The organism is Bartonella sp. AP36NXGY (genome assembly GCF_042195865.1).
In the GTDB taxonomy this organism is placed as follows: Bacteria; Pseudomonadota; Alphaproteobacteria; order Rhizobiales; family Rhizobiaceae; genus Bartonella.
Window position 1 is genome coordinate 1 of the sequence record NZ_JBHIPD010000100.1, and the last position, 1,352, is coordinate 1,352.

The 1,352-nt window shown below is 30.9% G+C and carries 1 protein-coding gene and 1 tRNA gene; one reads left to right on the forward strand and one right to left on the reverse strand.

The window, feature by feature from the left end:
* Positions 1 to 953: 953 nt before the first annotated feature.
* Positions 954 to 1,043, forward strand: a tRNA-Ser gene (locus ACFINX_RS10065).
* A 196-nt stretch (positions 1,044 to 1,239) separates the two neighbouring features.
* Here the strand turns inward: ACFINX_RS10065 and ACFINX_RS10070 are convergent.
* On the reverse strand, positions 1,240 to 1,352 hold a 113-nt coding region (locus tag ACFINX_RS10070), incomplete at its 5' end, for a DnaB-like helicase C-terminal domain-containing protein (protein WP_375668797.1).

The following is a 1,352-nucleotide window of genomic DNA, read 5'->3' on the forward strand; positions in this document are numbered from 1 at the left end:
TTTTTATTGAATCATAAAAAGCTATAGACATCAATACGCCCTTACACATCTTTATATACTTTGAATCTTGTTGCTAAAGCCTGATTCGCTCTCTGGGGGCACCATTTTTTTGTAAATAAATTTTTTATTTTACATATACTTGTGAATGAATCGGCTTTAACCTTGTCTGTTAAAGTTTATGCTTTTTGCCTCTGCATAATTTAGCGTTTTTAAGTTCTATTCTTGAAAAACTATGCAATACCTTAACAAACTATCTATTGATCTAAGCATTCAATAATCTTTTCTTCCATTCAAATTAACTTTTTGCTTATCCCAAAGAAAAAGCACTATAGAACCTAATTTTCAGTTATATCTGGAAGAGATTTTAAACTGTCGATGCAAATCTTACATAATGTTTTATTCAAATAGTGTAAATCAGCCCTTTCCTCCAAGGTACTTTTTAGATGCACTAAATATCTGAATATTTTTATTTAAAAAATTAAAATCTTTTAAAGAGCTTTCTTATTGAATTGTACTTAATTTAAACTCAATAAAAACTTTCCTTGAATATATATGTCATTCTTACAAATTTATCTCTCATAAACTGTCAGAGTAATAACATTTTCTTTTCGCCAATATGAACGATCTAAATAAAATAAATATCTGGAAAGGTAAAATAATTCAAAAATACACGACCGGAATTTAATATAATTTATCAAACATTTTCAACTAAACATTTCTTATTATTACGAAAACGATTGTTAGAACTTAAAAAAATATTGCTTTGTAAAAAATTTTTAAACAGGAAAAACTATCATGTAAAAAAATGAAACTCTTAGATAACACACTCAAAGAATTAACTTATGAAGAATTATTTTAATTGAAACTTAAATAGTTTTACAAAGAACGCTTTAAAATGCGTATTAAAATGATTGACCTTTTACAAGAAATTTGTCAGAAAGCATATCTAGTTTGGAGGGGTGGCCGAGCGGTTTAAGGCACCGGTCTTGAAAACCGGCGTGCAGGAGACTGTACCGTGGGTTCGAATCCCACCCCCTCCGCCACAGCACTTTTATGGTGCTATAACTTATTGATTCTGTGTAATTGTATGTATGTAGCTTGCCAGCAGGTTTTGTATATTTTGACACTAGGTTTTGTACCAATTTATTTTTTCTCAAAGAGTTTTTAAGGGGTTCTCAAAGGGTCTTCAAAGACCTTTCAAAGATCATTTAAAGCTCTCTTTAACGCATTTTTCTGCTCCTATTTTTCCAAATCACTAAAGCATGTAAAGTCGGGTTGAAAGGCAAGGGGAACGATTCCTGTCGGACCATGGCGTTGTTTTGCTATAATAACCTCGGCTTTACCCTTGGCTT